The organism is Pseudomonas sp. TH15 (assembly GCF_016651105.1).
Classification (GTDB): domain Bacteria; phylum Pseudomonadota; class Gammaproteobacteria; order Pseudomonadales; family Pseudomonadaceae; genus Aquipseudomonas.
Window position 1 is genome coordinate 3,684,179 of the sequence record NZ_JAEKEL010000001.1, and the last position, 21,571, is coordinate 3,705,749.

Consider the following 21,571-nt stretch of genomic DNA (forward strand, 5'->3'; position numbering starts at 1 on the left):
TGATCTCCTTTCAATGCCCGGAAAACTAGCTAAGCAAGTTAGCTACATGCTAAGTTCACCCCTCAACCACCCCACGCTAAACCCCGGACACCCCGCATGAAGCCATCGTCACCCCCCGCCGAAGACCCCCGCAGCCTGCAAATCGCCACGGACCCCGTCGGCCAGCAGCTCCAGCAAATCGCCATCCTGACGCGCAAAGCCGCGGGCAATCTCGGCACCGCGCTCGGCATCAATCAAACCGACATGGCCGCACTGGAGCACCTGATCACTGACGGCCCCTTGCCGCCAACCGAACTCGCCACGCGACTTTCAGTGACCACCGCCGGCATCACCCAAGTCATCGACCGACTGGAACGCGCCGGGCATGTCGTCCGCGAGCGCCAGCTCGATGACAAGCGGCGGGTGCTGGTGTGCCCGCTACCCGACTCAGTGGCGCAGGCCTATCGGCACATCGCGCCAATGCTCAATGGCCTGACCACGGTGCTCGGTGCCCTCGAAGGTGAGGATCGTGCCGTGGTCGAGGCATTTCTCGGGCAAGTGATCGAGGTCTACCGCAGCACCTTGCCAGGCAGCACCGAACCCAACCGTGAGGACGCGCAATGAAACCGCAAAAAGTGCTTATAACCGGCGCAAGCATTGCCGGCCCGGCGCTGGCGTATTGGTTGTCCCGGCAGGGCATGGACGTCACCGTGGTCGAGCGGGCGCCGGCGTTTCGCGATGGCGGGCAGACGATCGACGTGCGTGGCGCTGGCCGCGTTGTCGTGCAACGCATGGGCCTGGAGGAGCGGATTCGGGCGAACACCACCCATGAGCAGGGCATCGCGTTTGTTGACCAAGACAATTGCACCAAAGCGTTTATTGCGGTCGACGCGTTCGACGGTGACGGGCCGATCGCCGAGCTGGAGATCCTGCGCGGCGAGCTGGCCAAGCTGTTGATCCAGCACAGTCAGGACCGGGTCCGCTACCGATTCGGCGACAGCATCGAAACCCTTCAAGACGATGGCGAACAGGTGCAGGTGCGCTTCGAGCAGGGTGATGAGCAGGTCTACGATCTGGTCATCGTCGCGGAAGGGATTGGTTCGGCGACGCGCAATCAGGTATTCGGCGACGAAGTCGAGCGTCGTCCGCTGGATCTCTACACCGCTTATTTCACCGTGCCCCGGCAGCCGAGCGATGGCCAGATCATGCGCTGGCACAACATCCCCGGCGGCCGTAGTGTCTGCCTGCGCCCGGACAACCTCGGCACCACGCGGGCCTTTCTGTCTTTTCAGCAAGCGCCGAGCGGCTACGAGAAACTCACGCAGACCGAACAGAAATCATTGCTCAAACAGATATTTGCCAACGCCGGCTGGGAGACGCCGCGCGTGCTCGCAGCGCTGGAGCAGGCGAGCGATCTTTATCTGGACGCGGTAGGGCAGGTCAAAATGCCCCGCTGGTCCAAAGGGCGCGTCGTGCTGGTGGGGGACGCCGCCTACTGCGCCTCGCCCATCAGCGGCATGGGCACCAGCCTGGGACTTTGCGGCGCCTACGTGCTGGCCGGCGAATTGGGTCGCCACGCTGACCACGTTCAGGCCTTCGCGGCCTACGAAAAACTCATGCGACCTTACGTCGATCAGGCGCAAAGCGTGCCCAAGTTCGCACCCAGACTGGCCTCGCCACATTCGCGCCTTGGCATCGCCCTCGGCCACGCGGTGCTGAGATTGGCCACCGCGCCGGGGTTCAAGCGCTTGTTCGGGAAAATCCTTTCGCCGAAAGCGGATGCCATCGAGCTTCCGAATTATGCCGAGCGACAGCGGGGATAAAGTGGGATGTGATTTCCCGCAGCCTTGGCGTCGGTTTACCCCGCGGACGTCACCCGCGCAGCCTGCGCAGGATCACGCGACGTCACCAGCCCGAGGAAGGAAATCACCAACGCCAGCCCGATGGTTGTGGTGACTTCGGTGCGGTGTTGGGGGTGAGCATCATCACCGCCAGCGCCGCGCAGATGAACACGATCACCAGCCAGGTCAGCCAGGGAAACAGCCACATGCGGAAGGTCAGCTCGACGTTGCGCTGACGCAACAGCTTGCGCATGCGCAACTGCGACACCGCAATCGCCAGGTACACCAGCAACGCAATCGCCCCGGAGCTGGCCAGCAGGAACTCAAACAGCCCGGCGGGCATGATGTAGCTCCACACGGTAATCGCCGCGCCGAGCACCGTGCTGGCGATAACGGCTGCGCGTGGCACGCCCTCCGAAGAGGTCGCCTTCAGCGCTTTCGGCGCATCGCCACGACGGCCCAGCGAGTACAACATGCGCGAGGCAATGTAGATCGAGGAGTTCATGCAACTGGCCACGGCAATCAGCACGACCACATCGACCATGAACTTGGCGTGGGGAATGTTCATGATTTCCAGCGCCCGCTGATACGAACCGACCGAGGCTAGCAACGGGTCATTCCAAGGCACCATGGAAATCACCACGAAAATCGACAGCAGGTAAAACACGCCGATGCGCCAGATTACCGAACGCGTTGCCTTGGCAATGTTGCGCGCCGGGTCATTCGATTCGGCGGCGGCGATGGTCACAGCTTCCGTACCGATGAAACTGAACATGATGGTGATGAAAGCGCCGACGACCGCCGACAGCCCATTAGGAGCAAAGCCACCGTGTTCAGCCATCAAACCGCTCAACCCGCTGACTTCCCGGTCGGGCACCCAGCCCATCAACACAGCAAAACCGACGCCGATAAAACCAATGATCGCCACGACCTTGGCCATCGCAAACCAGAACTCGAACTCACCATATTTCGACACGCTGAACAGGTTGGTCACCACCAGCGCAATGATCGACACCAAGGCGAACAGCCAGGCATCGATCTGCGGAAACCATTGGTGCAGCACATGGCCGGCCGCCAACGCTTCGATCGGAATCACCAGCACCCAGAACCACCAGTAAAGCCAACCGATGGTAAAACCGGCCCAGCGCCCGATGGCCTGATCGGCATAGGTGGAAAACGAACCGGTGTCGGGATTGGCCACCGCCATTTCGCCGAGCATGCGCATGACCAGAACGACGAGCAACCCTGAGAAAAGATACGCCAGCAGCACCGCCGGACCGGCCGCTGCGATGGCGTGTCCTGAGCCTACGAACAAACCGGCACCGATGATGCCGGCGATTGACAGCATGGTGACGTGACGAGGCTTGAAGCCCTGCGCCAATTGGCTACTCGAATCCTTGGAGTTCGGGCTAATCATTGTTTTTTTATTCTCTGCTGATCGACATTTAAGCGGGTTGAAAAGGGGCAGCCGAGCATCGTTGTTGCCTGCCGAATAGCTTGGAAAGATCCCCCTTCAAACGCTGCAGTTCTTATCAAACCGATCATCTCGATGCGGCTATTTTTATGAAAAGACGCGTCACCTTACCCGGCTTGTCTGCTGATTCAGATGCCTGATCACGCCACCATCGTGTCTGATATCGACATGCGCATACCTTGCGGTCTTGTTGGAAACCCGTCAGTCACCGGCAGGCGCGCATCCGCTACAACCGGCGTTCTCAACACTTTTCGTCTATTATCCCGACCACTTTTCAAGCGTTGAGACCTTGCCATGCAAGAGGATTACTGGCCCTTCCATCTCTTCGGGGCGACATTCGCCAGTGAGGCCGAGGCACAGCAATTTGTTTTCGAACAGTGGGAGCCGCAGCCCCTCGAAACGGCATCCGACAGCGAGTACTCGGCATGGGAAGAGCGCAATCCGACGTGGCGGTTATCAGAGGAGCTAGGGTTCCACATGGACTCGGATTTCGTGGAGCTTGCCAATAATCCGGAAGAACTCATCGCGCAGATCCAGAGCCCGTCCGAGAGAGAACGAGTGGCAGCTACAGCGACAGCATTTACCCACCTCATTCTGGTGGGGATGAATGCTATCTGGGGGGATAGACGCTCGGCGTCAACTCAGCTTGAGTCGCCAGTGCGCTCACCAGAAAGCACAGCAACGTTTACCTACCTCGGGAAATTCAACTGAACGAAAAGTTCTACAGCGAAGGAAGCAGGGCGGATCCATTTTGCTAGAGCAGGTTGGCGGACAGTTTCCAACCATCAGCCAAGCGGCGTCGGCTGAAACCGGGCCGTCCTTCACGAAGTGTGCACTTCGCCAAAACGGACAACCCGGGTCTGTCGGGTGTGTCAGCAAAAATGCTCTTGGCTTGCTCGGGATTGAAGTGGTCACGAATCGCCGCATCGAGCTCATCCGCCTGCAAATTGGCCGCTTAGGAGTCGATAAACAGCACCTGCATCTCCTTGAACGGGGCTTTGTCTCCGATTGCCTGGCGCACGTTCCAACACCGCTTTCCTTAGCAAACCCGCAGAAGTGCAGGGCGCCGCATTCCAGGCCGACTCCCCCAAAACCCCCACCGCCCCATACTTCCGTAGGAGCAAAGCTTGCTCGCGAAGACGCCTTCAGCCGTAACAAAAATCCCAACCCAGCCAAAACCCAAAAGAGCCAAGCCAATCCTTGCCGCTGACCACTAAACAGGAAATAACCCGCCTGTTTAAACGAAGCCTCCAGCAACCACCTAAGCCCTACAACGCCTTGCGCCATTGCCTACGACTAAGCCAGAATCCGCTGGCTTGTGCGCCTGGCACTCCCTCCGTACCCTGATTCCCGTCACTGCTCATCAGTGATCGGGTCTGCAAGCCCGCCGGAAAACCAGTCGCATAGCCCTGTCAACAGGACACTTGTTCGTGTCCACTCAATGGCGGCTTTGTGCGGGAGACCTTCGGGTCTGCCGGGTTCCTGGTTTCCCGGTCTTGCAGACCCGCGCATAGCTGCCACCCATCATCTGCAAGTGATGCGGACAGCTCCTAATGAAAAATCAGGAGTTTCACGATGTTCAAAGTCACGCCAAACCCACCGGACGCCGATCCGATCCCGTACGACCCAACGCTTGAACCTCAAAAGATAAAAGAGGCGACCGACCGCGCCATCAACTTCTATCTCAACCCAGGCTCACTGAAACTCTCAATCCCCTCCCGCAAGACCACAAGGATCTTCCTCGTCGACCCTGCCGTGGACGAAGAAACCCTGCTCGTCGAAGCCTGCGAATCATTGGCAGCCGCCAGCGACATGGCGCGCGACATCGGCGACGTCGTCGACCACTCCCAACGCCGAGCCATGCTGATGCTGCATCAGGTGATCATGCTGAGCGAAATCATGGTCAATCGAATACTGGATAGCCGCCGCTTACCCAACTAGCCGACAGACCGTATGAAGGGCCCCACCCCTTCATACACAAATCAGAGTTCCATGTAGGAGCTGCCGAAGGCTGCGATCTTTTGATCTGCTTTTTTACAATCAAAGGCAAGATCAAAAGATCGCAGCCTGCGGCAGCTCCTACAGGATGTTCATTTTTTTCGCAGTACCCGATGGGTACTTGCTTGGAGTTCCTGATGTCTGAAACCACAACCCATTCAGCGGTTACAGATCCGATATCACCTTACGAATCCTTAGGTTCAAGAAAACTCCACGAAGCCGCCGAGCGCGCCCTCGATCATTACCTTTTGCCGGCGGCCACAAGTACGGCCACGCCTTATAGTCCCAGCAGCATGTTCATGGTCAACCCGCAAACCGACACCGAGTCATTACTGGCAAACGCCTGCGAGTCCCTGGCATCGGCAACGGTGATGCTCGGCGATTTCGCCGGAACGCTGGACGGGCCGAACCGCCACACATTGCAAGGCATCGCTCAAGTGGTGATGTTGGGGGAATTGGCGGTCAACAAGGCGTTGGATAACGTTGAACTGAAGCAGCCAGTTTCAGAGCCCGTCACCGGACTGAAATAGGCTGAGCAGCCAACGATCTGTGGCGAGGGAGCTTGCTCCCAATCAGGCGCGAATATCCCTTCGCCACTAAACCAGCGAATCAAACAAGACCGGCGTGCTTTTGGAAAATAAATGTGTCGCCAACGACAGCAAAGCCCTCGGTTCGGCCAGTGCAATGCTCATCAACTTCGCCCCGAGTTCGACAAGTCCCACCGCAAGACTGCGTTCGGCATTGCGCAGAACGTGATGCTCGGCGAACTCGCAGTAAATCAGGCGTTGGACAGCGTAAAAATCGCCCTCTGACCACCCACCGCAACGAGGCGAAACCCTCGTCACTAAACGCGGTCTGAACAACGCTGGCACAGGGCCACGGCTTGTGCCGCGCAGTCTCGACTGTCACCCTTCGCGCCGTTCTTCAAGGATCAGAACAAGGAATCAAGGATTGAGTGGTTACGTCCCCAACCCACCAAAAAACCATCGCTACGCGGAAGCCAAACCCGTCGATATTCATGCCCAGCGTTGGGCTGAGTATGAGAAGCACGGGAAAGAGCCTGCGTCGGCGCGTGAAAAAATCGGCATTGCCTTGCGTATCGGAGTGTTCTTCGACGGTACCGGCAATAACGCTAGTAATGCTGCTGCGGGCTTGCTGTGCGGCGCCCATCATCCAATTGCCGCCGAAGACATTGATGCCAGTTGCAAGCCGTTCATGAAAAATCCGGACAGCAGCTATGGCAACGACACCAGCAATGTGCAAAAACTTAGTGACTTGTACTACGCGCCTCAAAATGCCGAAGGCGATAGCTCGCATAAGCAAGCGTTCCGTATGGTCTATATCCAAGGTATCGGTACCCGCTCAGGCGAAGAGGACAGCACTCTCGGGGCTGGTACAGGCCGAGGCGAAACGGGCGTTGCGGGTCGTGTTCAGTTCTCATTTTCAGAGATCAAACTGCGCATCGAAGGCGTGTTAGCGAACATTCCCAATAGTGAAATCACCTCTCTGACTTTCGATACGTTTGGCTTCAGTCGTGGAGCTGCTGCCGCCCGACATTTTGCCAATGAAATTGCCCGTGGAAAGCAGGGGCCGCTCGGGGAGGTTTTGCGCAGCAGCGCGAGAGGGTTCAGCTCAACCTTCAATGATCAATATAAAAGCAGCATCAATATGGGCTTTATTGGTCTGTTCGACACCGTGCCCTCAATTGCTGGCTGGTCCAATCTGGGCAACATCAAAAGCTCCATCGCGACGGGCATCAAGCTGTACTTGGATCGACGATTTTTTTCCGACGTTGTTCAACTGACAGCCCGCGATGAATGTCGAGCCAACTTCGCTCTGAGTCGTGTTAAACCCGATCATCTGGAAATCACCTTGCCGGGTGTTCACTCTGATCTGGGTGGTGGTTACCTCGAAGAAGCGCAAGAAAACGTGCTTATCAGCCCGATGCAAACACTTGATGTTTCGCAATTCACTGATGTATCTGCTACCTCGATTTACCGTGACGCTGCGATAGTCAAAGATCAATGGCTTGCGAAAGGTTGGCCTTCAGAAATGCTGGAAATCGTCACGCCTGATGCGACTCCTTTACCAAATAGCCAGCCCAATGGGATCAGCCCACGCATGAAGCGCGTGTACGCTGCGGTCCAGCTCAAACGCCCTGTAAGCGGCATGCTGTCCAGGGTTTATCTGCGAGTAATGCACCAATTGGCAAAAGAGAAGGGCGTTCGGTTTAAAGACATCCCAGACACTCCAGACCTGGCTATCCCCTCAGAACTACAAGCGCTGTGTGATCGGTTCTTGGCCAAGGACTACAACGTCACTTCTGAGGAAGAACAGCTTCTGAAACTGAAGTACATTCACACCTCTGCAAACTGGAACCACCCTCTTGGGCGCAGAGATGGTAGCGGTATAAGAGCTGTCTACATCAACGCTCCTACGGCAGACTCGATTCGCGTGCAACATCCTCACGTACCTGATTGGACGCTTTGGTAATGAAATTAATTGTGACCGTGCTATGCGTGTTGTTCATGACTGGCTGCCAATCTGCTGACCCATTCTCCGGAACGAATGACCCCAAGTCCGAATGGTGGGAACTGGCCTTCGTCGAACCGGATTACATGCAGGTTTGGGTAGAGGACAGTTCCGTCCAAGACATCACTGGTAGGGTCTACTACCGAGCAAATGGTGGCTCTGCGGCGGGTGGCGAGCCTGAAGACGGCACCGAGTCAGCGCGCGGTTGGTCAATCGTGGACGGCAGTGGTAAACAAGTGGTGGGCGCCGGTCTTCCCGTCCGAATCTATGTCCGGTGGCAGTCAATCGTTGAAAAGAAAACCTGGCAAGCCTGGGTGGATATTCCTGAGCAAGCAAGGCAACTGATGGCGTCATCCATCCACAAACGATGCCCGGAAACTCCTGATCAAGAAGCGCGATTTATGGCGTCGGTCTACTTGGGGCTCGCTCCCGGCGGAGTTGTGCAGGCTTGGGTCAAGGACTCTTGCCATAAAGCGATCAAAGTGGCTCGGGCACAGGCTGAGATCGAACCACTGGGGCCGAGTCAGGGCAAGAATGGAGGGCGCTACGCCTATCCCGTCAGTGAGAAGTCCAAACGGTATATCGAGAAGTGGGGCATTCCTTACGGGAGTTGGTAAGCCGTCCTGCAATAAAGGAAAAAGCGAGGTGGCAGGATTTAATCGTGGTCTGGCGCCGATTTCTCCCCGGGACCTGTGCGGCTGGATCACTAACGGTTTGTAGGAAAACACCACGAAGGAGGCGGGCGCTTTCCGCGCGTAAACGTAACGCTTAAAGCGCGTTTAAATTACACGAACTGTTACTCCATAAAGGCTACGACGCCTTGCGCCGTTACCTACGCGTAAGACAGAATCCGCCGGCTTGTGCGTCTTTGGGGTGGGCTATATCGTTTCCCGGTCACTGAAAAACAGTGATCGGGTTTGGTAGCCCATTCATGAGATCTGCATAGCATCACCATTCGCGGCGTCTTTCGTCTCGGCATTATGGTGGTCATGCGCAGGGCACCTTCGGGTGCGCCGGTTTCTCATGTCCGGTCTACCAACCTGCGTATGGCCGCCACCCTTCGTTTGGTAGCGAGGGTGAGGGCTCCTATTTATTTCGATACGAGACTTCATCTATGTTCAAAGTAACGCCAAACCCACCGGACGCCGATCCGATCCCGTACGACCCAACGCTTGAACCTCAAAAGATAAAAGAGGCGACCGACCGCGCCATCAACTTCTATCTCAACCCCGTCTCACTGAAACTCTCGATCCCCTCCCGCAAGTCCAGCAAGATCTACCTCGTCGACCCCTCCGTGGACGAAGAAACCTTGCTCGTCGAAGCCTGCGAATCGTTGGCAGCCGCCAGCGACATGGCCCGCGACATCGGCGACGTCGTCGACCACTCCCAGCGCCGAGCCATGCTGATGCTGCATCAGGTGATCATGCTGAGCGAACTCATGGTCAATCGAATACTGGATAGCCGCCGCCTACCCAACTAGCCGACAGACCATATGAAGGGCCCCACCCCTTCGTACACAAATCAGAGTTCCATGTAGGAGCTGCCGAAGGCTGCGATCTTTTGATCTTGATCTTTTTCGACATTGCTGAAGGTCAAGATCAAAAGATCGCAGCCTTCGGCAGCTCCTACAGGATGTTCATTTTTTCGCAGTACCCGATGGGTACTTGCTTGGAGTCCCTGATGTCTGAAACCACAACCCATTCAGCGGTTACAGATCCGATATCGCCCTACAAATCCTCCGGTTCAAGAAAACTCCACGAAGCCGCTGAACTAGCCCTCGATCATTACCTTTTGCCGGCGGCCACAAGTACGGCCACGCCTTATAGTCCAAGCAGCATGTTCATGGTCAACCCGCAAACCGACACCGAGTCATTACTGGCAAACGCCTGCGAGTCCCTGGCATCGGCAACGGTGATGCTCGGCGATTTCGCCGGAACGCTGGACGGGCCGAACCGCCACACCTTGCAAGGCATCGCTCAAGTAGTGATGTTGGGGGAATTGGCGGTCAACCAGGCGTTGGATAACGTCGAGCTGAAGCAGTCAGTTTCAGAGGCTGCAACCGGAATGAAATAGGCTGGGCGGGCAACAATCTGTGGCGAGGGAGCTCGCTCCAGACCAGGCGCGAAACTCCCTTTGCTACTAAAAAAGCGAATCAAAGGTGACCGACCTATTCTTTAAAAATAAATCGGTCCATTTTTTTGTGCTCTTTTTCGTTGGGTAACAGGTTAGTTAAGTGCGTCTATTTATTTGGGCTTTAACATTGGGGGCGTGTACAGGTCTTTGTCTGATACCCCTACCGTCATCAGATTAAGGGAATAAGGGGCCGCGCCGAGATGAAATCGTTAGAGCACGACTTTGGGAAGAAAAAGTCAATGTGCGTAGACGGTCAGCGAAAAGCCCAAACAGTTTTTAGAGAGGGTTCGATATTCCATGTGGGAATTTGTAAGCCAAGCGCTAAGGTAATTAAAAAATCGAGGTGCACTCGAATGCAGATGACAGTCTGCCCATAGTATTTTTTAAGGGGGTTGATTTACTCGTGACAAGTAAATTAGCCCCCTGGATCGATTAACTCTATGCTCAGCTGAGCATGAATTAAATTATTGGTGCGTGCGCGGGAAGCCCCGCGGTATGGTTTGGGTCTCTCAGCTTGCTTGAAAAACTGTCCAGTCCGAGACGGACAGAAGATAACAGATCGTTGATTGAGTATGATTCACCAATTTCAACTTTTGAAGTGGTGTGCGAAAGAGCTTCATAACAACATATTATGTAGTCATAAAGATGCGTTATTAACTGGGGGCGGACGCCTTCGAAGTGTCCTGTATGTGCAATCTTGTTTCTGAGGAAGTATATCCTCCGAAGTTGTCTGGTGACGTCTTTCTCTGTCTTTAGTATTCGTTCTGCTATTGATTTATCTGATTCGAATTCCGACTTTAGTTTCATTAGTCGAAATTTGATGTGCTCAAAGTCATTCAGATTGTTAAATATGCTTGGTCCTGCAGCTTTGTCGCGTAACAACGCATATATGTGATTTGTGTTGGTAGTGTCGTCAAAGCATTCTGCTGGATTGATTCGCTGTCGATAAGGATCCGTGGTTCCTATCTCGTTTGATTGTAGGAGTTCTTTCGCATACTCCAATCGGCGGACCAAACCGTTTATGGCATATATGCTAGGAACGTACTCCAGAATGTAAGCAAGTATTGTTGTGTCTTGGCTTGAAAATAAAGACTCTAATGCAATCCATAGATTCAATAATTTTTGTTCCAGTGTGGTTGCTGTTCTTGATAGTCTAAGATATCTAAGAGATCTGCCGAGTTGATCTTTTGCAGCCGGTGTCAGTATTGAAAATACCTTTCTTATTTCGGGCGTGCTTCTTGTTACTCCAACTTCACTTGATATAAATGTTAGCAATAAATCGACATTTACTATTTCTTGGTATGTGTGTGCGAGATCCGAACTCCTAAAAGTAACTATGCCGTGGGGAGATGCATAAACTTTTCCCTTGATCTCGAATGCAGTGACTAAGTCGATAAATTTATCTAGTTTTTCCTTCGCTAGTATCGCAGCGCTGACATGATCGGTTGCGCTGCATTTGACTTTTGCTACGGAGTTGGGTTGAAAGTTTTTTTCTAATTTCTCGCGTTTTGTCGTTTTAATATCCTCGGGCATTTCCTCGAGGATCTCCACTTCTGCATTAAATTCGTCAGTGGTTGCCTGATTTGAAAGTCTAGTCTGAATGCCAAAATATACAATATGTTCTTTTTTATTATTGTTTACTAGCTTTCCAAGAATGTGTTCGAATTGTTCTGTGGCGGAACGGTTTCCATAATTACCTATTCGGGCTAGTAGTTTTGCTTTATGGAATAAATAAGTTGGTGAATAGCCGAGGTAGACCAAATGTGTGATGAATAGTCCGGTAATGTTGTCGATTTGACTAGTTATTCGCTCTTTTTGCGTTAGAATACTACTTCCAAATATCGCATCCTGAAGTGTTTTATGCAGGAGTGGTGCGTAATGTTTTTGGCGGGATGCTACTGCGCGGCAAAATATGCTAAGCCTTGTGAGTTGGCTTTGATTTAGGTTTTCAGATTTTAAGTTCTTTAAAGTTGCTTTGATGTCTCCGAATTCGTAGAGCAATTCTTCAGCTACTGGGTCGTTAGACCAGCAGCTCAGTATCTCTTCTGCGGCGGATGCTATGTATGCTGCACTTTTATCGTTGGTATCTTGCTCTTTAAGATAGTTTGCGAGTTCGGCGCATGCGCTAAATGTGTTCATTAGTCTTGTTTGATAGAAGTGCGGGGTAAACAACAATAATTTCTCAGAGTAGCACTCAATAAAAAACCGAGGGCGGAAGTCGGTGAATGGCAATCGATCCCAATGATATCTTACAAATTGTGATAGCATTTTTTTGGTCTTTTTAGTTTGTTAGAGAAGTTTCTGCGGCTTTAAGGATCTCGATTATTTGGTCTGAAGTGAGATTTCTAATTCCAGCCAAGGAATCGCGCATAGGTATAAAAGTGTTATACATTCCAGCATAGATTTTTAACATTGGAGCATGTGAGTTTAGATTGCGACCTTGAAATTTTGTGAACCGCCCCATGTCTTCAATGAGAAGCTTTGCGATGGTTAGTTGTCTGTCTTCATTGTTTCCATCAAAGCCTGGAAAAAGAAGGTGTGTTCCAAACGGCAGATTCAAACTTTCTATTTTTTCGCGATCCTCTTGAGATAATGACTTTGATGCGTCTTCTATAAACATCCACATGTCTAGGTAGTCAACGACATCGATTACTTCTCTAGGCGGCATATCTTGATCGCTTTCCCTTAGCTCAGGGATTTCCCATTCAATAGCCCAAGTATTCCCGGATGATATTGCTGATGTGAGAAATTTTGTATCAATCGACTTGATCTCTAGCTTTTCGTAGATTTCGGAAAGCATCAGCAAGATTAATTTTTCTGACTTGGTTATTTCCATCTTTTTCTCCAAGGTATAGCTAGCTGTAGTTGTTGTTTGCTTAAAAGTGGTCGTATTTTTTATGTTAATTTTTTACTATGTCGTGGTTTTTATGTCGAACCTATTTCGTTTTACACATACATGAAACGTATTTTTTCGCAAAAAAGCGTACTCACAAGAAAAACAAACCCGCAAGTTATGTCCGAACCACCAAATCTCTTGTGGGCGTCATCCTTTAGAAATATCAAATGTGGTAGTTGCCAACACCTCACCATTAACCATCACCCGAACCCCATGCCGCCCAACATGATGCTTGCGCGTAGTGAAGTCCTTAATCTGCTGACTCCGCCGGACCACCTCACTCTCAAACCCCGCCAACGCCACCGTCTTCAACTTAAAAACCTTCGCCGAAACCCCGCCATTCGCCTTCACATAGTCAATCGCATAATCAATCACCAACCGCTGCTCATGCGCCACGGTCGACTTCACCGTAAACGACAACGTAATCGTCTCGCCCAACCGCACCACCGCCGGTTCAACCCGCACATCCAGCAACTCAACCTCAGCCTTCGACCCCGCGCCAATCACCGTCAGCGCGCGCACGTCCCCCTGTTTGATCAAACTCCGCAACGCATGCTTGGCAATCCACGCCGTGTGTTTGTTCTCCAGCGACCACCCCTCAATCACATCCAGTACCCATTCCGGGTGCTCTTTGGTGACGTCATTCAGGTGATTCGCCACGGACTTGCGCACGTAGAGGCTGTCGTCGGCCTTCAATCGATCCAGTATCCCGGCGGCCAACCGAGGATTGGCTTGTACCGCTTCCAGCCGAAACGACCAAGGCAGGCGAGGGCGGCTGCCTTCGCTGGCGAGGCGGCGGACGTGGTGGTTTTCGTCTTGTGCCCAGTCGTGCATCAATTCAAGCGAGCGTTCCAGGTCGCTGCGCAGAAAGTGGCGGATGGCGAATTCGGATGAGCCGAACGTCGTGAAGTATTTCAGGGCTTCCATGGAGGTATCGAATGCGTGCCCGCCGTAGCTCGCGACGTAGTGCGGCAGGCACATGCTGACGAAACCACTGTTTAACCGGGGTGCGAGTTCAAAAAGAACGTCGAGTGAATCTTCGTAGCCCAGCGGCAGCACGGCATGCAGGCTTTCGCTGACACGCGCCATGCGTTGCATCACTGATAATTCAGCGAGTCGGTCCTGGGCGTGTTTTAGAAACGCCTTGGCCTTGAACGCGGGATACACGGCGCTCATTTCGTCAGCGATATGTCGCAGGCGTTCGGCGTTGAAGATTTCCTTTAACGCCGGGGCGGCGGTGTCGGTGGTGCTCACGGTCAGTTCATCGGCGTGCTGACGAACGCTTCGAGCGTTTCGGCGTAGGCGGTGTATTGCGCGATGTGGGGGTAGCGGCGGGTGTCGATCTGGTCGGGGACGACGAGGTCGGTGAAGCTCCAGGCGACGGCGAGGCTGATGCCGGCCTGGGTCAGGGTGCCGTCGGTGGGCAGGCCGTTTTGCTCGAGTTCTTGTTCGAGGGCGGTAAACGCGGCGGCGAGCTGGCCTTCAACCCGCTCAACCCACGGCTGATACTGAATATCCGCCGGCCGCAGATTCCGTTCGTAGTAAAGCTGCACCGATTTTTCGCACGCCGCCAGCGCCAACCCGATCACCCGTAACGAGCGCGCCCGTTGCTTCAGATCACTCGGCATCAAGCTTTTCGAAGGCCCGGCGAGGGCTTCGAGGTAGTCGATGATCAGCGTCGAGTCCATCAACACTTCACCGTCATCCAGCACCAACGTCGGCGCCTTGACCACCGGGTTGATTTGCTGGAATTGCTCGAAATGCCGGAACACCGACACCGAGTCGTGCTCCAGCGCGATGCCCAAGTGTTGGGCAGAAATGGCCACGCGCCGTACATAAGGCGAATCCAGCATGCCGATCAGTTTCATGACACGTTCCTTCAAGTCGAACCGGGAGAGGGCATAACCTATCCGAGCTTGAAGGAATTGTCAGTCCTCGAAACCGACCTGCTCATGAATCTCATCCACCTTCAATTCCAACCGATACGCGACCGCAATAAACAACGCCTGACACAAACACAACGTCGCACTCAGCGAACGAAACGCAAACGAACTCCCTTCATTCACCAGCAACACTGTGCTCGCACGCTTGGCCAGCGGCGAAAGGTTGCTATCCGTGATGATCAAGGTTTTCGCCTGGTGATGCTGGGCGATGCGCAGGCAGTGCTGGGTTTCCTTGCCGTAGGGCGTGAAGCTGATGGCGATCACCAGGTCATTGGCGCGCACGCTGCGCATCTGCTCGCGGTAGCTGCCGCCAAGCCCTGAAACCAGGTGAATACGCTTGTTGGTGTGTTGCAGGTTGTAGACCAGGTAGTCGGCGACCGCGAACGAGCGGCGCACCCCGACCACGTAGATGTTGTCGGCATTTACCACCAGATCCACTGCCTTGTCGAAGGCGACGTCGTCGAGTTCCATCCCCAGCCGTTCGATGCCAGACAGTGTGGCGTTGACGCATTCGCGCGCCAGGTCGCCGCCGCTGGCCTTCTGCGACTTGTTGGCGATCATGCTGCGGATGCGCTGCTGGTAGTTCTGCACCGGCGTGGTTTTGTGCGTGTAGGCCTCGCGGAACAACGCCTGCATTTCGCTGAAACCGCTGAAACCAAAGCGCTGGGAGAAGCGCACGATGGCCGACGGGTGCACTTCGCACTCACGGGCTATGTCGCTGATGCGATCAACCATGATCCGGTCGCTTTGCTGGCTCATGTAGCTGGCGATGCGTTTGAGCTGGCGCGGCAGGCTTTCGTATTCGTTGGTGATCAGCTGCAGCAAACGCTCGGCATTGATCGGGGGGCTGGGGAGCGGCTGCGCTTCATTGGCCGGCAGATCGGGGCGGGGCATAAGTCATCCTTCGGGCTGATCGATCATCCTGTGGCGAGGGAGCAATGTGGCTCGCCACAGGAGGGTTGCGGTGTGGCTGATATTAGGAGGGCTTTTGCGGGTCTGCTTGGCTGAAACGATGCACTGGCGCATGAAAATGCGGCGATCCGAGATTGCTCTGTTAGCCGTTTGTCTTCTATATACAGCCGCTGGACTGAATTTCTTGCTATAAACGCACTCCGATGACCGCCACAACGGCTGCCATAGAGCACTTTCCGGGTGTTGTCGGACAAATTCGCTGTCTTTTCAGTTGCTGAGGCCTCAAGTCGGCCTTAGACTGCCGCCCCTCGTAAATTGAGTGCCGGGTGGCGCTTGGAATAAACGGCGCCTTTCCGACGGCCTTCGAGGTTCGTCGGAACGCTCCCTAATTCGCCTTAATGCACGTTTTTTTATAGAGATATCAATGACAAAGGACAAGTTGCTGGCCATGCCGGCGGATGACTACATGAATGCCGAGCAACATGCTTTTTTCTTCGAGCTGTTGCAGAACATGAAAGTCGAAACCCACGAGCGCATCGAGCAGAACCGCATCGCCATCGAAAGCCTGGACACCCCGGCTGACCCGGCCGACGCTGCTTCTGTTGAAGAAGAGCGTACCTGGCTGGTCAACGCGATCGATCGCGACCAGCGCATGCTGCCTCAGTTGGAACAGGCTCTGGAACGCATCAAAGAAGACAGCTTTGGCTGGTGCGATGACAGCGGCGAGGCCATTGGCCTGAAACGCCTGCTGATCAGCCCGACCACCAAGTACTGCATCGAAGCTCAAGAGCGTCACGAACAGATCGACAAGCACCAGCGTCAGGCCTGATTCTGTGAGGTGACCCGTTGAATGGGGGCGCCTGGAAAAGATCGCAGCCTTCGGCAGCTCCTATTTGGGGTTGTTGGGACTGCGATCTTTGTTTTTGCTCGTCTGTGATATTTCCGCGCGGTTCATTGACCTGCTGCAACATCCGCTACTAACGGACCATAGATAATGGCCCACTAGTGGCGTTTAATGCAGTCACAACAAATAGAAGACGCATGGGGTGACGAAGATGACGAGAGACGGATCTCTGGTTGGGGCAGTACCTGCTCCCGTGCCAGCGCTAAAAAACCTTTGGCTGACGCCCACCTTGCAAAGCATCGCCCTGGTGCTGTTGCTCTGTGGCATCTCCTTGGGAGGTGCATCGCTCTACATCGGCCTGCCCGTGGCCGTGCTGATCATCTGGCTGCCGCGCCTGCGCTCGCGCGCGATCCCCGATTCAACCCCTGCCGACAGCTCAAGCGCCATCGCCGAGCTGACCCGCGATCTTTCCTACACCACCAGTCATAACGCGCTGTCCGCCGCTGGCGTGGCCTATTCAGTCAAGCAGTTGGCCGAGAAGGTGCAATCGCAACTCGATGCAGCCAAGCGGATCGTCAGCAACGCCGAAGTGATGATTTCCACCGAACAGGCGACGTCGACACTCAGTCGAGAAGCCTTGAGCGCGGCCAGCGAGGCCCATCAGAGCAGTGCGGCGGGGCGAACCGAACTGATCGAGTCGATCTCGCGTATGCACCAGCTCAGCCAGCGGGCCAGCGCCAGCCGTGAACTGATCGAAGCCCTGAGCCTGCGCAGTGACGACATCCAGCGGGTCACCCTGGTGATTCAGTCCATCGCCAGCCAGACCAATCTGCTGGCGCTGAACGCCGCCATCGAAGCCGCGCGCGCCGGGGAGCACGGTCGCGGGTTTGCCGTGGTGGCGGATGAAGTTCGTGGTCTGGCCGCGCGCACGGCGATGGCGACCGGCGAAGTCGGAGAAATGGTTGCCGACATCCAGCAACGCACCGCGCAAGTGGTGGAGCAGATCCGCCAGCTCTCCAGTGATCTGGACGTCGGGGTCAAACAGGTAGAGCACACCGGCCAACATCTGGAAAATATCGCGCGCCTGGCTGCTGGTGTCGAACACCAGGTCGGCGAAATTGCCCGCGGTGCCGACACCAACCGCGAACAACTGGACAGCCTGTTTCACGCCATCGAACAGATGCGCAGCGACCTGGCGATCAGTGATCAGCAGACTCAACGCCTGGCCCAGGCCGCCGTGCAAATGGAAGGTCAGGCCGAAACCATCAGCGAGCGCTTGGCAGAGGTCGGGCTCGATGACTATCACCAACGGATTTACGACCTCGCCCGCGAAGGCGCGCGCCAGATCGCCGCGCGTTTTGAAGCGGATATCGATCAGGGGCGTGTCAGCCTCGATGACCTGTTCGATCGCAATTACCAGGCCATTCCCAACACCAGCCCGGCCAAGTTCCAGACCCGCTTCGATCGCTACACCGATCAGGTCTTGCCGGCGATTCAGGAACCGCTGCTGCCGCGCCATGAAGGTTTGGTGTTTGCCATCGCCTGCACTCAGCAAGGCTACGTGCCGACTCACAACACGGTATTCAGCCAGCCGCTGACCGGTGATGCGCTGGTCGATACCCTGCAAAACCGTACCAAGCGCAAGTTCGCCGACCGCACCGGCATCCGCTGTGGCAGTCATCAGCAACCGGTGCTGTTGCAGACCTATACCCGCGACACCGGCGAATTGATGCACGATTTATCCGTGCCGATCATGCTCAAGGGCCGGCATTGGGGTGGATTGCGACTGGGCTATAAGCCGGAAAAGCCGCGCTAGACACCTGATTGTTACCGGTTGTGCAACGAACCTGTGCACGGCGCTTGCTGTTTCCTCACGAAAGAACTCATTACTCTGCCTATATAGTTAGGTGGCTAATGAAAATTCGAGAGGTCAGCATGCAAAGTAAAGTCGATGTTGCGGTGATGATCGGCAGCGGTGTGCCTGCCTGTTTGCGCGCAATGGGGCAGAGTGTTTGCTGGGTCGTGCTACTGAATGGCGAGCGCCGGGGGACGGCGTTTTCCAGTCGCGATGAAGCCGAAGAGTGCAGGGCTGCCTGGCTGGCGCAGTTGAAAGCCGAGCCTTGGGACAGCCTGCACTGATAAGGGTTACTTGCCGTCGTGCAGGCGCACGTTGAGTTCGTCGAAGACGATTGCTCTGTCGTCGTCTTTGCCAATCCACTCTTCGAGCGTTTGTTTTTGACTCTCCGACCAGAAGGGCGCATCGACTAATTTGGTGTCAGGACTCAGTGGATGCGCTTCGATGAAGTCGTCGATAGCCTTGTTGTCCGAAGGCAGACCCAATTGATCGAACAGGGTTTTCAAGTTGTAAGCTTCCAGATCCATCGTGTGCTCCTATTACGTGCGCCGGAATGGCGCTGTCGATCATTCTCTTTATCTGAGGCAGTCGCTGGCCAGGAGTTCGATCTGCAACTCTAATGAGCGGGCGAGGGCGCAGGCTTCGTTATGGTCGGTGCGGAAACCTCTGACGCGACCGGTGGCGGTTTCCTTGATGTGGAAGAATGACTTGCCGGCCGGTACCACCTTGAATTTGGGGGCTGGACGTTCAACGCGGGCACCGGCAGCTCGTTTACGTTGCTGATATGCAGGATAAACGGCGAATTGCTCGAGGCGACAGGGTGTGAGGCAAAGTGAGTCAACGTGCACATGTGAAGTCCTTTTCATCGGTCGGCTGATATTTACAAGCCGTTTCGGGTAGTCGTAACGAGCATTGCTGCTCTAGAATCGCCAGTACCTGTTGACGACAGTGCTTATCTAAAGCAATTTTTTACGGGCGATATGTCGGAAAAGTGCTTTTCTTGAAGCGTTTTTTCCCTAAAGTTAGTAGTCCGGCTTTTCTGGTCCCCAGAAGGATGTTTTCCTTCAACTTCTGGCGAACGTCAGGGAGGACGGCGCGAGTGACAATCCAGTAATCTTACTTACCTCGCGATGGATGAGCGCTCTGCTCAATCCAGGATTTCAACTCGGCTCATTCGGCAACACATTCGCCATGGCCGCTTTTTTCTGCTGTGCGTTTTTCCTGCGTACAGCATCATTTTCGATGTGGGGATGTTTCCTTGGCAGTAAGTAATCTTGATATGCATGCGTTGTTCGTACTGGGTGATTTGCGTGCAAAGTTGGTTAAACAGTTTCAGTCGCGTTTTGTCTATGTCACCGAACAGAACGCGGAAGGCATTTACATTGCCGAAATCGATACCGAAGCCGCCCTGGTGGTGGACGACAAACCTGGCCTTAAACTCAAGGTCGGCGATCATTTCAGCGCCTCGGTATTACCCAGCCGCGAAGGCGGCAAACTGGACATCAAGTTCCGCGAAATCAAACTGACCGTTTACGGCTTGGGTGACTATGCGTTTGTGACGACAGCTGACGGTCACGGCATTGTGTTCAAGGAAGGTCATAGCGTGGTGATGGTGTTCGCCGCCCACGAGCAGTTGCAGGAAGGCCTGACCAAAACCCTGAAAGCCGTGACGGCCAAGGCTGCCAAGTGGCGCAAGGGTGAACTGGTGACCTTCAAGGCCAGCGAGTAATGCCGCTGACCCGCGCCGATTTCCACGAGCAGAACCTCGCCAGTGCGCAAGCCGAGGCCCAGCGCCTTTTCGCACAAAAGGCTGTTCTGCAAGGCGGTTGGCTGACTTGGGTGGCTTCACAGCTCTACACCTTGCGTCCGGCGGAGTACGCCAGCATGGTGCGAAGGGAGCTTGCGTGCTTGCAGCAACCTTCTGAAAAATAATTACGCCCCTCGTTTGCCGCTAAAAAGCAGGAACCTCTACTACAGTCAGTTGACTGAGTATTCAGAGGCTTGCGGTCTAGTCTGTCAGGCCATCCTGCTATTGCTGTGAACAGCATGAGGTGCAAAAGCATGAAAGGACTTCGACGGTTGCTGGCCGCTACCCTGGCCACGTTCGGTTTGCTCGCTGCGCCGGTCCCGGTATTTGCTGCCCAGGCCCCGATTTACTTCGCCGACCTGAACTGGGAAAGCGGCAGCCTGATCACCGATATCCTGCGGATCATCGTCGAAAAGGGCTATGGACTGCCGACCGATACCTTGCCGGGAACCACCATCACCCTGGAGACCGCCTTGGCCAACAATGACATCCAGGTCATTGGCGAAGAGTGGGCCGGGCGCAGTCCGGTGTGGGTCAAGGCCGAGGCCGAAGGCAAGGTCGCCAGCCTGGGCGATACGGTGAAGGGCGCCACCGAAGGTTGGTGGGTGCCGGAATACGTGATCAAGGGCGATCCGGCCAAGGGCATCAAGCCGCTGGCGCCGGACCTGCACAGTGTCAGCGACCTGCCGCGCTACAAGGATGTGTTCAGTGACCCCGAAACCCCGGGCAAGGGGCGCTTTCTCAACAGCCCGATCGGCTGGACCTCCGAAGTGGTCAACAAGCAAAAACTGACGGCCTATGGGTTGAACGACAGTTATGTGAATTTCCGCAGCGGCTCGGGTGCCGCGCTGGACGCGGAAATCACCTCGTCGATCCGTCGTGGCAAGCCGGTTCTGTTTTATTACTGGTCACCGACGCCGTTGCTCGGGCGCTTCAAGCTGATTCAGCTGGAAGAGCCGCCGTTTGACGCCGAAGCCTGGAAAACCCTGACCGACGCCGACAACCCGAATCCGAAGCCGACCCGTTCGTTGGCCTCGAAACTGTCGATTGGGGTGTCCACGTCGTTTCAGAAGCAGTACCCAGAGGTCGCCGCATTCTTCAGCAAGGTCGATTTGCCGATTGGACCGTTGAACAAGGCCCTGGCCGAGATGAGTGAAAAGCACACCGCTCCGCGTCAGGCTGCCGAGGCATTTATGAAGTTGCATCCGGAGGTTTGGCAGGCGTGGGTGCCGAAGGATGTGGCGGATAAAGTATCCACCAACCTCTAATCGCACCGCTTATGTAGGAGCTGCCGCAGGCTGCGATCTTTTGATGTTGGTTGTAAAAACCCAGATCAAAAGATCGCAGCCTGCGGCAG

22 protein-coding genes and 1 pseudogene are annotated in these 21,571 nt (G+C 54.9%); 16 read left to right on the forward strand and 7 right to left on the reverse strand.

The window, feature by feature from the left end:
* The first annotated feature begins 96 nt into the window (after positions 1-96).
* Together JFT87_RS16485 and JFT87_RS16490 are read left to right on the forward strand one after the other, a co-directional pair.
* Positions 97-603, forward strand: coding sequence for a MarR family winged helix-turn-helix transcriptional regulator (locus JFT87_RS16485; RefSeq protein ID WP_201202876.1), 507 nt, complete (start codon positions 97-99; stop codon positions 601-603).
* Positions 600-1,802, forward strand: coding sequence for an FAD-dependent monooxygenase (locus JFT87_RS16490; protein ID WP_201202877.1), 1,203 nt, complete (start codon positions 600-602; stop codon positions 1,800-1,802). The genes JFT87_RS16485 and JFT87_RS16490 overlap by 4 nt, the downstream gene beginning before the upstream one ends.
* A 35-nt stretch (positions 1,803-1,837) precedes the next feature.
* On the opposite strand, the pseudogene gabP reads toward JFT87_RS16490, so the two are convergent.
* Positions 1,838-3,237 (reverse strand): annotated as a pseudogene (gabP, locus tag JFT87_RS16495) (GABA permease).
* A gap of 351 nt (positions 3,238-3,588) precedes the next feature.
* Here gabP and JFT87_RS16500 point away from each other — a divergent pair.
* The 8 genes from JFT87_RS16500 to JFT87_RS16535 all read left to right on the forward strand — a co-directional run bounded on the left by JFT87_RS16500 (position 3,589) and on the right by JFT87_RS16535 (position 9,897).
* Positions 3,589-4,005: a hypothetical protein gene (locus JFT87_RS16500; protein ID WP_201202878.1), complete on the forward strand. Its 417-nt coding sequence runs from the start codon at positions 3,589-3,591 to the stop codon at positions 4,003-4,005.
* Positions 4,006-4,869: 864 nt separating this feature from the next.
* Positions 4,870-5,235: a DUF6124 family protein gene (locus JFT87_RS16505; protein ID WP_201202879.1), complete on the forward strand. Its 366-nt coding sequence runs from the start codon at positions 4,870-4,872 to the stop codon at positions 5,233-5,235.
* 194 nt (positions 5,236-5,429) lie between these two features.
* Positions 5,430-5,822 (forward strand): DUF6124 family protein, encoded by a 393-nt coding sequence (locus JFT87_RS16510; RefSeq protein ID WP_201202880.1) that lies wholly within the window; start codon positions 5,430-5,432, stop codon positions 5,820-5,822.
* Positions 5,823-5,933: 111 nt separating this feature from the next.
* Positions 5,934-6,104: a DUF6124 family protein gene (locus tag JFT87_RS16515; RefSeq protein ID WP_201205337.1), complete on the forward strand. Its 171-nt coding sequence runs from the start codon at positions 5,934-5,936 to the stop codon at positions 6,102-6,104.
* 139 nt (positions 6,105-6,243) lie between these two features.
* On the forward strand, positions 6,244-7,785 hold the full coding sequence (locus JFT87_RS16520; protein WP_201202886.1) for a phospholipase effector Tle1 domain-containing protein: 1,542 nt from the start codon (positions 6,244-6,246) through the stop codon (positions 7,783-7,785).
* On the forward strand, positions 7,785-8,441 hold the full coding sequence (locus JFT87_RS16525) for a DUF2931 family protein (RefSeq protein ID WP_201202888.1): 657 nt from the start codon (positions 7,785-7,787) through the stop codon (positions 8,439-8,441). The genes JFT87_RS16520 and JFT87_RS16525 overlap by 1 nt, the downstream gene beginning before the upstream one ends.
* Positions 8,442-8,938: 497 nt before the next feature.
* Positions 8,939-9,304 (forward strand): DUF6124 family protein, encoded by a 366-nt coding sequence (locus tag JFT87_RS16530; RefSeq protein ID WP_201202889.1) that lies wholly within the window; start codon positions 8,939-8,941, stop codon positions 9,302-9,304.
* 200 nt (positions 9,305-9,504) lie between these two features.
* Positions 9,505-9,897: a DUF6124 family protein gene (locus tag JFT87_RS16535; protein ID WP_201205227.1), complete on the forward strand. Its 393-nt coding sequence runs from the start codon at positions 9,505-9,507 to the stop codon at positions 9,895-9,897.
* A gap of 519 nt (positions 9,898-10,416) precedes the next feature.
* Here the strand turns inward: JFT87_RS16535 and JFT87_RS16540 are convergent.
* From JFT87_RS16540 to JFT87_RS16560, 5 genes are all read right to left on the reverse strand, one after another.
* Positions 10,417-12,096, reverse strand: coding sequence for a HEPN domain-containing protein (locus JFT87_RS16540; RefSeq protein WP_201202890.1), 1,680 nt, complete (start codon positions 12,094-12,096; stop codon positions 10,417-10,419).
* A gap of 142 nt (positions 12,097-12,238) precedes the next feature.
* A complete protein-coding gene (locus JFT87_RS16545) occupies positions 12,239-12,793 on the reverse strand; it encodes a YfbU family protein (RefSeq protein ID WP_201202891.1) in 555 nt (184 codons plus the stop codon).
* Between the two features lie 207 nt (positions 12,794-13,000).
* The gene (locus JFT87_RS16550) at positions 13,001-14,107 is read right to left on the reverse strand and encodes a DNA alkylation repair protein (protein WP_201202892.1); all 1,107 of its coding nucleotides are present in this window, start codon (positions 14,105-14,107) and stop codon (positions 13,001-13,003) included.
* Between the two features lie 2 nt (positions 14,108-14,109).
* Positions 14,110-14,721: a glutathione S-transferase gene (locus JFT87_RS16555; RefSeq protein WP_201202894.1), complete on the reverse strand. Its 612-nt coding sequence runs from the start codon at positions 14,719-14,721 to the stop codon at positions 14,110-14,112.
* 60 nt (positions 14,722-14,781) lie between these two features.
* Positions 14,782-15,690, reverse strand: a complete 909-nt coding sequence (locus JFT87_RS16560; protein WP_201202896.1) for a MurR/RpiR family transcriptional regulator — start codon at positions 15,688-15,690, stop codon at positions 14,782-14,784.
* 442 nt (positions 15,691-16,132) lie between these two features.
* On the opposite strand from JFT87_RS16560, the gene JFT87_RS16565 reads away from it, so the two are divergent.
* The 3 genes from JFT87_RS16565 to JFT87_RS16575 all read left to right on the forward strand — a co-directional run bounded on the left by JFT87_RS16565 (position 16,133) and on the right by JFT87_RS16575 (position 18,691).
* Positions 16,133-16,537, forward strand: coding sequence for a TraR/DksA family transcriptional regulator (locus JFT87_RS16565; protein ID WP_074875645.1), 405 nt, complete (start codon positions 16,133-16,135; stop codon positions 16,535-16,537).
* Positions 16,538-17,144: 607 nt separating this feature from the next.
* Positions 17,145-18,368, forward strand: a complete 1,224-nt coding sequence (locus JFT87_RS16570; protein WP_416195334.1) for a methyl-accepting chemotaxis protein — start codon at positions 17,145-17,147, stop codon at positions 18,366-18,368.
* 119 nt (positions 18,369-18,487) lie between these two features.
* A complete protein-coding gene (locus tag JFT87_RS16575) occupies positions 18,488-18,691 on the forward strand; it encodes a hypothetical protein (RefSeq protein ID WP_201202900.1) in 204 nt (67 codons plus the stop codon).
* A gap of 6 nt (positions 18,692-18,697) precedes the next feature.
* Here the strand turns inward: JFT87_RS16575 and JFT87_RS16580 are convergent, their stop codons facing one another.
* On the reverse strand, positions 18,698-18,934 hold the full coding sequence (locus JFT87_RS16580; RefSeq protein ID WP_201202902.1) for a DUF2789 family protein: 237 nt from the start codon (positions 18,932-18,934) through the stop codon (positions 18,698-18,700).
* A 731-nt stretch (positions 18,935-19,665) separates the two neighbouring features.
* Between JFT87_RS16580 and JFT87_RS16585 the strand changes: the two genes are divergently transcribed.
* The 3 genes from JFT87_RS16585 to JFT87_RS16595 all read left to right on the forward strand — a co-directional run bounded on the left by JFT87_RS16585 (position 19,666) and on the right by JFT87_RS16595 (position 21,482).
* On the forward strand, positions 19,666-20,136 hold the full coding sequence (locus JFT87_RS16585) for a hypothetical protein (protein ID WP_201202904.1): 471 nt from the start codon (positions 19,666-19,668) through the stop codon (positions 20,134-20,136).
* Entirely contained in the window at positions 20,136-20,339 is a 204-nt protein-coding gene (locus JFT87_RS16590; protein ID WP_201202906.1) for a hypothetical protein, read from the forward strand. Before JFT87_RS16585 ends, JFT87_RS16590 begins: the two co-directional genes overlap by 1 nt.
* A gap of 129 nt (positions 20,340-20,468) precedes the next feature.
* Positions 20,469-21,482, forward strand: a complete 1,014-nt coding sequence (locus JFT87_RS16595) for an ABC transporter substrate-binding protein (RefSeq protein ID WP_201202908.1) — start codon at positions 20,469-20,471, stop codon at positions 21,480-21,482.
* Positions 21,483-21,571: the final 89 nt, after the last annotated feature.

Coding starts and splice junctions, on each gene's coding strand:
- JFT87_RS16485 (WP_201202876.1), top strand. CDS start 97: ATGAAGCCATCGTCACCCCCCGCCGAAGACCCCCGCAGCCTGCAAATC.
- JFT87_RS16490 (WP_201202877.1), top strand. CDS start 600: ATGAAACCGCAAAAAGTGCTTATAACCGGCGCAAGCATTGCCGGCCCG.
- JFT87_RS16500 (WP_201202878.1), top strand. CDS start 3,589: ATGCAAGAGGATTACTGGCCCTTCCATCTCTTCGGGGCGACATTCGCC.
- JFT87_RS16505 (WP_201202879.1), top strand. CDS start 4,870: ATGTTCAAAGTCACGCCAAACCCACCGGACGCCGATCCGATCCCGTAC.
- JFT87_RS16510 (WP_201202880.1), top strand. CDS start 5,430: ATGTCTGAAACCACAACCCATTCAGCGGTTACAGATCCGATATCACCT.
- JFT87_RS16515 (WP_201205337.1), top strand. CDS start 5,934: ATGTGTCGCCAACGACAGCAAAGCCCTCGGTTCGGCCAGTGCAATGCT.
- JFT87_RS16525 (WP_201202888.1), top strand. CDS start 7,785: ATGAAATTAATTGTGACCGTGCTATGCGTGTTGTTCATGACTGGCTGC.
- JFT87_RS16530 (WP_201202889.1), top strand. CDS start 8,939: ATGTTCAAAGTAACGCCAAACCCACCGGACGCCGATCCGATCCCGTAC.
- JFT87_RS16535 (WP_201205227.1), top strand. CDS start 9,505: ATGTCTGAAACCACAACCCATTCAGCGGTTACAGATCCGATATCGCCC.
- JFT87_RS16540 (WP_201202890.1), bottom strand. CDS start 12,096: ATGAACACATTTAGCGCATGCGCCGAACTCGCAAACTATCTTAAAGAG.
- JFT87_RS16545 (WP_201202891.1), bottom strand. CDS start 12,793: ATGGAAATAACCAAGTCAGAAAAATTAATCTTGCTGATGCTTTCCGAA.
- JFT87_RS16555 (WP_201202894.1), bottom strand. CDS start 14,721: ATGAAACTGATCGGCATGCTGGATTCGCCTTATGTACGGCGCGTGGCC.
- JFT87_RS16560 (WP_201202896.1), bottom strand. CDS start 15,690: ATGCCCCGCCCCGATCTGCCGGCCAATGAAGCGCAGCCGCTCCCCAGC.
- JFT87_RS16565 (WP_074875645.1), top strand. CDS start 16,133: ATGACAAAGGACAAGTTGCTGGCCATGCCGGCGGATGACTACATGAAT.
- JFT87_RS16570 (WP_416195334.1), top strand. CDS start 17,145: ATGATTTCCACCGAACAGGCGACGTCGACACTCAGTCGAGAAGCCTTG.
- JFT87_RS16575 (WP_201202900.1), top strand. CDS start 18,488: ATGCAAAGTAAAGTCGATGTTGCGGTGATGATCGGCAGCGGTGTGCCT.
- JFT87_RS16580 (WP_201202902.1), bottom strand. CDS start 18,934: ATGGATCTGGAAGCTTACAACTTGAAAACCCTGTTCGATCAATTGGGT.
- JFT87_RS16590 (WP_201202906.1), top strand. CDS start 20,136: ATGCCGCTGACCCGCGCCGATTTCCACGAGCAGAACCTCGCCAGTGCG.
- JFT87_RS16595 (WP_201202908.1), top strand. CDS start 20,469: ATGAAAGGACTTCGACGGTTGCTGGCCGCTACCCTGGCCACGTTCGGT.